Annotated in this window: 8 protein-coding genes; 5 read left to right on the forward strand and 3 right to left on the reverse strand. The window is 59.3% G+C overall.

The features are described from left to right. Window positions 1-220: 220 nt before the first annotated feature. The 4 genes from NKI49_RS32810 (at window position 221) to NKI49_RS32830 (ending at window position 3,484) form a co-directional block, all read left to right on the forward strand. Window positions 221-505: a DUF6894 family protein gene (locus NKI49_RS32810; RefSeq protein WP_352608266.1), complete on the forward strand. Its 285-nt coding sequence runs from the start codon at window positions 221-223 to the stop codon at window positions 503-505. Between the two features lie 345 nt (window positions 506-850). After that, entirely contained in the window at window positions 851-1,786 is a 936-nt protein-coding gene (locus NKI49_RS32820) for an NAD(P)/FAD-dependent oxidoreductase (RefSeq protein WP_352608268.1), read from the forward strand. 269 nt (window positions 1,787-2,055) lie between these two features. Next, window positions 2,056-2,862 (forward strand): alpha/beta fold hydrolase, encoded by an 807-nt coding sequence (locus NKI49_RS32825; protein ID WP_352608270.1) that lies wholly within the window; start codon window positions 2,056-2,058, stop codon window positions 2,860-2,862. Window positions 2,863-2,953: 91 nt separating this feature from the next. After that, a complete protein-coding gene (locus tag NKI49_RS32830) occupies window positions 2,954-3,484 on the forward strand; it encodes a DUF1003 domain-containing protein (protein ID WP_352608272.1) in 531 nt (176 codons plus the stop codon). A 447-nt stretch (window positions 3,485-3,931) separates the two neighbouring features. Here the strand turns inward: NKI49_RS32830 and NKI49_RS32835 are convergent, their stop codons facing one another. Then, window positions 3,932-4,168: a DUF6894 family protein gene (locus tag NKI49_RS32835; protein ID WP_352608274.1), complete on the reverse strand. Its 237-nt coding sequence runs from the start codon at window positions 4,166-4,168 to the stop codon at window positions 3,932-3,934. A gap of 19 nt (window positions 4,169-4,187) precedes the next feature. After that, a complete protein-coding gene (locus tag NKI49_RS32840; protein ID WP_352608276.1) occupies window positions 4,188-4,922 on the reverse strand; it encodes a Crp/Fnr family transcriptional regulator in 735 nt (244 codons plus the stop codon). A gap of 564 nt (window positions 4,923-5,486) precedes the next feature. Here NKI49_RS32840 and NKI49_RS32845 point away from each other — a divergent pair. Next, window positions 5,487-7,478 carry an AI-2E family transporter gene (locus tag NKI49_RS32845; protein WP_352608278.1) on the forward strand — a complete coding sequence of 664 codons (1,992 nt, stop codon included), beginning with the start codon at window positions 5,487-5,489 and terminating at the stop codon, window positions 7,476-7,478. Window positions 7,479-7,907: 429 nt separating this feature from the next. Here NKI49_RS32845 and NKI49_RS32850 read toward each other — a convergent pair whose 3' ends face one another. Further along, window positions 7,908-8,360: a YidB family protein gene (locus NKI49_RS32850; RefSeq protein ID WP_352695919.1), complete on the reverse strand. Its 453-nt coding sequence runs from the start codon at window positions 8,358-8,360 to the stop codon at window positions 7,908-7,910. Window positions 8,361-8,844: the final 484 nt, after the last annotated feature.

Here is an 8,844-nt window from a genome sequence, read left to right on the forward strand (position 1 = left end):
CTTTCCATCGCGAGAGAGCTGGTCAGGCTTTTCCAGACCGGGATGACCGAAGCGGCCATGCTGAAGATTGCCGTGCGCGCGCGTTGGCACGGCGATTGGAAAACGGAAGGCAGCAGCGCTACGTTTGAGGTCAGGCGTTCACAATCCGCTGCATCCTTTTCGAAATGCTGGCGTTGACCCTCAACCTTGCCAACGCTGGCACCACCGACAGGAGGGATCGATGCCGACATTTCGATTCGAGTTCATCGGAGGCATGCCGAAGCCTGCAATCTTTGCCAACATAGCTGATCGAGAAGGGGCTGTCAGAGAGGCGAAGCGCGTTGCCAAGGAGGCCATGCTTGACGGGATTGCCGATGGCGCAGACCCGACCAGTTGGGTGGCGAAAGTTTACGACCAGGCGGGCTATCTCATCGCCACACTTGGATTCCAGGATCTGATCGCTGCGTCCGAGGGTTCGGAACAGTACAAAGAAGCGGACGAACCTGGCGTCATCCGGTCGGGCTAAAGCTCGGATTTCTCATTTTCAACGGGCCCTATCCATTCGATCCAGGCTGCCGCGTGATCGCTTGGCTTCTCCCATCCCCGGACGGCAACGTCCACGCCCGCGCCGCCAGCCCTGTTCATGAGCGAGGGGCTCACGAGAAGATGGTCCATCCGAAGGCCGTTGGTAAGTTCATGTTCCAGGCAGCTTTAACCGCCAATAGCCAAGAAGGTTTCGACGGACGAGCACAGGATGTGGCGAGACGACGAAATCAAAGGTCCTAGCCTTGGCGGCTGAGCGCAGGCTAAGCAAATGCGCTCTCTCCGCAATCATGCTGGAACATCGCACGAACCAAATCGTTCGCCGCTAATGGGCCACACCAGCAATGAAAACCATAACAGTCGACTGATCGCCGACACCGAAGATGTCTTGATCGTCGGAGGCGGGCCCGCAGGGTTGACCGCCGCTCAGTATCTTGCCCGTTTCCGCCGTCGCGTGCTGGTGATCGATGCGGGCGACCCCCGTGCCGCCCTGATCCCAAGAAGCCATAATTGTCCGGGCTTTCCCGAAGGGATAAGTGGCCCCGATCTTCTGGATCGGCTACGACGCCACGCGTGCTTGTACGGAGCAACTCTGATGCGGGGTCAGGTTCATTCTCTGGCCCCTGTTAATGGAGGCTTTGACGCCGAGACCTCGATTGGCGCATTCCGCGCACGCAAGGTCATGTTGTCGACCGGGATTATCGACACGACACCCGTCATGCCACGCCTGCGGGACGCAATGGCTGCAGGCGTAGTTCGGCTTTGCCCAGTGTGCGACGGATATGAGGTGATCGACCGGAAGATAGCGGTGGTCGGGCAAGGTGAGAGAGCCTTGCAAGAGGCCATCTTCCTCAGTCGATTTACACCGGCTGTAACGATGCTGGGGACCGACGCAAGGGACTTCTCAACCAGCACGCGTCGCGCGGCCGGCGAAAGAGCGATCGTTATCCGAGACACTCTCGACAGGCTCAGCCCGGTTGCTGACGGTTGTGAGGCGATTCTGAGGGACGGGGCGACATGCCGCTTCGATGCCGTTTACGCGGCATTGGGTTGCAAGGTCCGTTCTCAACTCGCAGGGGTCGTTGGCGCGACCTGTTGTGAAGAGGGATACGTCAAAGTCGATGAGCACCAGCAGACTTCCGTCGATGGCGTGTACGCGATCGGTGACCTCGTCAAAGCCTTGAACCAGATAGCGGTCGCCTTTGGACAGGCTGCCATCGCTGCGTCCCACGCTCATAGAGAACTTGATTTCCAACCCGCTTGAGCTGGGCGATACAGCTTTGCGTTTGTCTGGCGGAACAAGCCGCGGCCGCCGAGGTTGGGGCAAGGTGGCAGCGAGCACAGCAATTCCTGGCAGGCACGAGCATGGCGCTCGACAGAGATGGACCGAAACTTGCAACCGGGCTGCTTATCGCCGCGGCCCTGGCGGGATACAACGCCGTCCGCGCCAAACGAGCGCTTGCCGGCCGGGCGTGCGGTCGTGCGATGGAGATCGGTAGCCTACACCTGCATTTTTTCGAGGCCGGCACTGGCATGCCGCTGCTTCTGCTGCACGGGAACGGATCCATTGCGGAGGACTTCAAGTCCAGCGGCATCTTCGACCTGGCGGCAAATAGCTACCGGGTGCTCGCATTTGATCGTCCCGGCTTCGGCCAAAGCTCACGGTCGCAGGGCAGGAGCTGGTCTGCTTGCGAACAAGCTGACGTCATACATGATGCTGTACGCAATCTCGGCATCGAAAAATATCTGGTGCTTGGACATTCCTGGGGAGCTTGGGTCGCCATCGAATTGGCGCGCAGGCATGCTTCATCGATTGCCGGCATCGTGCTGGTCTCCGGCTACTATTATCCGCCGCCGCGGCTCGCTCTTGCGCTGGCCGCACTCCCGGCCCTGCCGGTGATCGGCACGGCTTTCCGCCACACATTGCTGCCGCTGCTTGTGAGGCTGGCCTGGCCTTGGGCGATGAAGAAGATCTTCTCTCCGGCTGAGGTCGACAGTGGCTTTGCTGCTCTCGCCAAAGAATTCGCCAGCCGCCCTTCCCAACTGCAGGCTGTTTGTTCCGAGTCGGCACTGATGTTGGCCGCAGGCCTGTTGTCGAAGGCAAGCTACAAGGATATCGCCGTGCCGACCGGCATCGTGGCCGGATCTGGAGACCGGCTGTTCGACGCGGAAGGCGATGCACGACGCCTGCATGAGGAGGTCGGTGGGTCTCTCCTTGAGATCGTGCCGGGCGTCGGCCACATGGTTCATCGGAGCGCCCCGTGGGCGGTGGTCGCGATGGTGGACAAAATTGCAAGGCTGCGCGCCTCGTCTCGAGGCTGCCTGTCGGCTGGGAGTTAGGCCATGTGTCAGCGAGATCAACGCACGTCTCCAGGCGGCACGTCTCAAGGGGGCGGCGAGCGCCGCTTGTACGAAAGTGACATTCAAACACATGAGTGATCAACGTCCCGCCGACATGCAGTCCGTCCTTCACCAGAACATACAGGCTCTGGTCGACCAGAGACGACAACAAGAGGAGCGGCAAGGCGTTCAGGTGCGAGTTGCTGGCGCCATTTCGCGCTTCGCGGGAAGCATGACTTTTGTCTATTTGCATCTCGCGATTCTTGTAGCCTGGATTCTTGCAAACCTTGGCGCGATACCAAGCATCCCAGCTTGGGACCCCACGTTTGTGATCCTGGCCATGGTCGCTTCGGTCGAGGCAATCTTCTTGTCCACTTTCGTGCTGATCAATCAGAACAGAATGGCTGAACACAGCGAGCGCCGAGCGGAACTGGACCTGCAGATCAGCCTTCTTAACGAGCATGAAACCACGCGGCTGATCGAGATGGTGGCTGCTTTGGCGACGCGCCTGAATGTCTCGACCCCGGCCGACAACGAGCTGCCGCAACTGGCAGAGAATGTCGATCCCCGACATGTGATGACGCAAATCCAGCAAGCTTCTGGAGATCAGGGAAAAGCTTGAGCAAAGCGAGGCCGCCGCCAGGGACTGATCCAGCTAGAGCTTACATCGGCCGAGGCGGGGACGGACGAGTTGAGCTTCCGACGTTCTTCAGTCATCGCAGGAATCCACCAGAGAGGTAGGCCTCTTTGGTGGGAGTATGGTCACTCGGCTCGTTCTTATTAATTTGGCCACGCATCTGGCACACTAGATCAAAGCGATCGCCTGCTGTCGCCATTACGCCGCCGAACCGCTAGGCGTCACGGCAGTCGAGATACGTTTGCCGCTGATGCGTTGGATGGGTTGGCCTGACGCACGTCCGCAAAGGTCGATCGCGGTCGGTGGCGAACTGAATCGACGTTTCCATCATCAACAATCGCGGATAGCATGTGCTCGGAGCAGATGTTCTTGGCTGAAGAGGTATGCCGCCCCAAATTTGCTCGGCCTGACGCAGAAGGGGGGTGCGCAAGCCTATTTCATCAGTTTGACTTGCAGGGAGAGGCTCAGCCTGAGGATTTTCTCCCCGTTTTCATCACGCACCTCAACGAACAATTGCTGGCCGTCGACGCTTTTCAGGGACTCTCTCGTGAGGTCGATAAGCCCCTCGAAACTCGCGCGGCGCACCTCCTCGATGCCGGCACATTCGATACCTATCTCATCTTCGAAGACCAAGTCGCGATCGCCGCTGTCAAAGAAAAATCGTGCCATCGGAGAGCTTCCGTCACCACTAATCTGGGGGGGTCCTTTGGTGCAGGTAGGTCGTGTCGAAATCTCCTGCGCGAGTGAGGCCGGGCCAGTCGAGTGCATGAACTCTTGGCCCTGTGGTGGCGATGAGGCCTCTACGTCGCAGTTCCTGAAGCATTCGGTTGACGTGCACCGTAGACAAACCCAAGGCATCGCCAAGTGCTGCCTGGGTAATAGGGATGTCCGCGACGTGATCCTGGATGCGTCCGACAGAGCGCAAGCGAGAAATCAGTTCGCAGAGAATGTGAGCCATGCGGGTGTAAGCCTCCCTTCTCCCAATATTGGTGACCCACTCCCGGTAAATCGCGGCATCTATCAGCGTCGACCGCCAGAAGGCCGCGGCAATGTGAGGGTGCTGGTCGCAAATGGCGCGTAGAGTATCGTGCCGCATGAACCCTATTCGGGCCGGCGTAAGGGTCGAGAAGTTACAATCCATGACCGACAGATGCAGCCCGTGCAGATCTGGAATGTCGCCGGCCACGAAGAAGGATGTGATCTGCCGCTTTCCTTCGCCCGTGAGTTTGGTCGAACCGACCAACCCATCCAGGACGACAAACGAGTAAACAGGACGGTCGCCCTCACGCACGAGGTCGTGGTTGGCCACAAATTCCTTCTCCTGGATCGGAATGCCTTTTAGAACGCCGATATCAGCATCACGAATATCCGAGATGGTCTGAAGCTTGCGAATAAGTACATCCGAGGATGAGGTGGGGGACAATCTGGCTACCTAGCTGATGTTGGCTTCCGAACTTTTATTCACGCCAAAAGTTCCGGTTAGCCGGTGAAGGGTTGACGAACCGACGGCGGCCGCGCCGTGATCGTCATTCGGCAGGGAAACATGTAAGGGGCGGGGTTCCACCGCCCGCTATGGATCGTGGCGTGCAGCGTTCTGCCGACGTCGAGTGTGTTTGATGATGCTGAACGATCTAAGCCGCAGCCATAGGTGAACCGGGGCAGCGGTGCATTAACCTATGACACAGGCAGCCGAAATTTTTGCCTGGGCAGCCAGCTTGGGGAGCTCGCCCGTGGGCACAGCTTGACCTCGTCCCTCGGCCTTTTCAAGGCCGCACGCGCTGGGAGTCCCGCTCCAGGCCCATGCCGATGCCAAGTGGAAGACCGAAATCTGGGTCGACTGGCTGTACGCGAACGAACGGGCGAGTCGGCCAATGGATTGTCAGCGTAAGTGCATCCTATCCCCACCTTCAGGACCTGATGTTGCGGCAGCCCAAGTTGCGCTCTGTCTGAATATGTCTGATCATGCGGAGTTGGGCAGGAGAATTGGATGGCGACAAGTCGGCTAAACGGCGCGCAACCCTCTGTCCCTCGATTGAGGGACATTGAGACAGGGGCCACGGCTCACCCACGCACTGCTTTGCCCACGGTAGCGACTGTCGTGACAGTCGTTGCCGCGCTTTATTTCGGCCGCGAGGTGTTTCTGCCTATCGCGATCGCGCTGCTGCTGACTTTCGCGCTTGCGCCGGTGGTTTCCGCGCTCAAACGGACCGGCATTCCACGCCTTGCCGCCGTCATCTTCAGCGTGCTTGGCGCCTTCGCAGCGCTCGCTTTGTTCTCATTCATTGTCGCTACGCAAGTCGGTGAGCTGGCCCAGAATGTTTCGCTTTACCAAACAAATGTCCTGACCAAGGTCAGGTCACTAAAAGAAACCGGTGGCGGCGGCGGCATCATCGCCAGGTTGACCGGAGCGATCGAGCGCATCGGCCAGGAGATCAACAAGCAGGAGCCCTCGCAGCCAGCAGCCAGCCAGCCTCAGCGCGAGCCGGTTCCCGTCGAGATTGTGTCTCGAGAAAGGCCGCTCGAGATCCTGCAAAACCTGATCACGCCGCTGATCAGTCCGCTGGCGTCGGCGGGGCTCATAATTGTTGTCGTTATTTTCATGCTGCTCGAGCGCGAGGATCTGCGCGATCGCTTCATACGGTTGGTCGGCTACGGCGATCTTCACAGAACCACCGAAGCGCTCCAGGACGCCGGCAGACGGCTCGGCCGCTATTTGCTCATGCAACTGGTCGTGAACATCTTGTATGCCGTCCCGATCTCGATCGGATTATGGGTCCTCGGGATCCCCAATGCACTGTTGTGGGGGTTGCTGGCATTGGCGCTGCGCTTCGTTCCCTATATCGGTCCTATCATTGGTGCACTGCTGCCCTTGTCCCTTGCTCTGGCCGTGGCGCCCGGATGGTCACTCGTATTGTGGACAGCCGCGCTGTTCGTGATCATGGAAATGATCACTGGCAATGTCATCGAACCCTGGCTTTACGGGTCGCGCACCGGGCTCTCTCCCTTAGCCGTCATCGTCGCAGCAATTTTCTGGACCTGGCTCTGGGGACCTCTTGGTCTGGTTCTGTCTACTCCCCTCACAGTCTGTCTCGTCGTGCTCGGCAGACATGTGACGCAGTTCGAGTTTCTCGACGTGCTGTTCGGCAACGAACCGGTGCTCGAGCCACATGCCCGGCTGTATCAGCGTCTGCTGGCCGGTGATCCAGAAGAAGCCACGGACCACGCCGAGGAAATTCTCGAGGAGCAGTATCTGCTCGAGTTCTACGGCAAGGTCGCGCTTCCCGCCCTTCTGCTCGGCGAACAAGACCGGGTTCGGGGGGTGATGGACGATCACCAACTGAAGCAGCTGGCCGCCAGCGCTCAGATACTGGTAGCGAATCTTGACGACATCGCTCAGGAGGAGGCGGAGGAGGACGATGTCGCCGCAGGTGATGAGACTGGCTCGGACAAGGAGAAGACAATCGATCCGGAAGCAGGGCACGACATCGATCTCCCAGATGGCACCGGCCTAGCCGTGCTTTGTGCCGGCGGGCGCGGCGAACTCGACGACGCGGCCGCCGCAATGCTGGGACAGGTGTTACTGATCCAAGGCGCGGCTACGTCAAAGGCCAGTTTTGCAGAGCTGCAACCGGCGAGCATTCGCCGGCTGGAGCTGGATGGGCTGAACACCGTCGTGATCGGGTTCCTGAACCGCAACTCCCTCAAACATGCGCGTTTTATGGTGCGCCGCATAAAACGTTTTAATGCAGCGGTACGGGTGGGCGTTGTGTTCTGGGGAGGAAACGGTGAAGACCGCGGGGAGACAGACGGTAAATTGGGCAATGACATCAATGCTGATTTCGTTGCGCTCGACATGGTCAACGCGGTGACCGGAGCGTTATCGAGGGATCCGCCGGTAGGGCTGAAGACCGCTGCCAAGCGGCGTGTTCGTCGTCGGCCACCGGCGCGCAAGAAGGACACTCTTGTTTCGGCCAAATGACTCATGAAAGGCATCGCCGCGAAGAAGATCATGATCGTCCCGTGTGCGGAAAGGACCTGGTCGTAATGCTCGGGCGGCAAGTTGCTTTTGCGTGGCTTCGTGCCCGCGCAACGAGTGCTGGCGGTCCATGGGCCGGGGTTGCCCCAACTGGCGCTGGGTGGGTTTGTTCTGCCGATGTCTATTCGTCGGTCCTGGAAAGAAGCCGCTGGTTCGCCTGCGCGATCCGGCGGAACACTAGACCCACTCCGAGCCGCAAAACCGGCCTAATTTTGACCAGTGTCAAACAGCACACAAGCGCCTGCGGCCGGTCAGCCAGCTATCTGGGACGGTCGCTGGCTCGCGCACGAATTTCAATTTCGGCAGCATGGCGAAGTCCCTCAACCGCTCAGCCAGGCTGTCAAGAGCTTGATGCATAGAACCGCTGCGTCCCTAGGGTACATTATCGAGCAGGGTCGGCGTATCCGAGCTTTGTGTCGGCTCAGACGGCCATTCACCATTGGGCGTCATCATATTGACTGTCTCGGGTAGATCCCGCGCAATCCTTTTGATTAGCTGCTCGCGTGAAAGGCCCGTCTCCATCGAAATGGAAGTGAGTGTACCTTCGTCCATTGCCGCTTCGACGTCCCTTGGCTCGATTGGTTGGTTTGGCCCGCTGCCAACCCACGAGTCGACCTTCCGTCCTGCCCCAACCTCCCTGAACCGGTCGAGGATCTCACCAAGGTCCGCCCTCGACACGCCATCCGATATCTGAGCCAGAATTCTGCGTTGCGGGTCGTTTGGGTTAAGATACCCCGCTCCCCGAATCAATTCGCCGATTTTGTCGCGATTTTGGTATGCCAGGACGCCAAGCATCGCTTTCGCCAATCTTCCCAGATTTGCCATTTGGTCTGCTCCACGGTTCGGCCCATGAGCGAATCGAAGCCAAGTCTTGGCGAATGCCAACGCGTATGGCTCGAACAACTTCTTGTTGGCCGGCCCCGCCGGCGGAGAGGACGCGTCCTTGGGGAACGGGTTTCCATCTGACGTCTTCCCTTGACGCAGAATTTCAGGGCACTTGGCCGGAGTCGCTCTGCGCCGACCGAACGCCCTAACTGGCGCATCCCCGGTTTGTTCCGCTGCCAGAGTTTGTCGGAGGGACGCGCGACCCGACGGAAGCTCTACGGCTTGAGCGAGCGGCCCACCTTGAAATTTCAGAACGACGGGCTCGGTTAGCCTGAGCTATCTGGGACCATCGCTGGCTCGCGCACGAATTTCAATTTCGGGGGCACGGCGAACTCCCTGAACCGCTCAGCCAGGCTGTCAAGAGCTTGACGCATGCCCACTCCTGCAGCAGCCGCACCGTGTCCAGTGATCACCATCTGAGGCT

This window comes from Mesorhizobium sp. M0587 (assembly GCF_040320945.1).
In the GTDB taxonomy this organism is placed as follows: domain Bacteria; phylum Pseudomonadota; class Alphaproteobacteria; order Rhizobiales; family Rhizobiaceae; genus Mesorhizobium.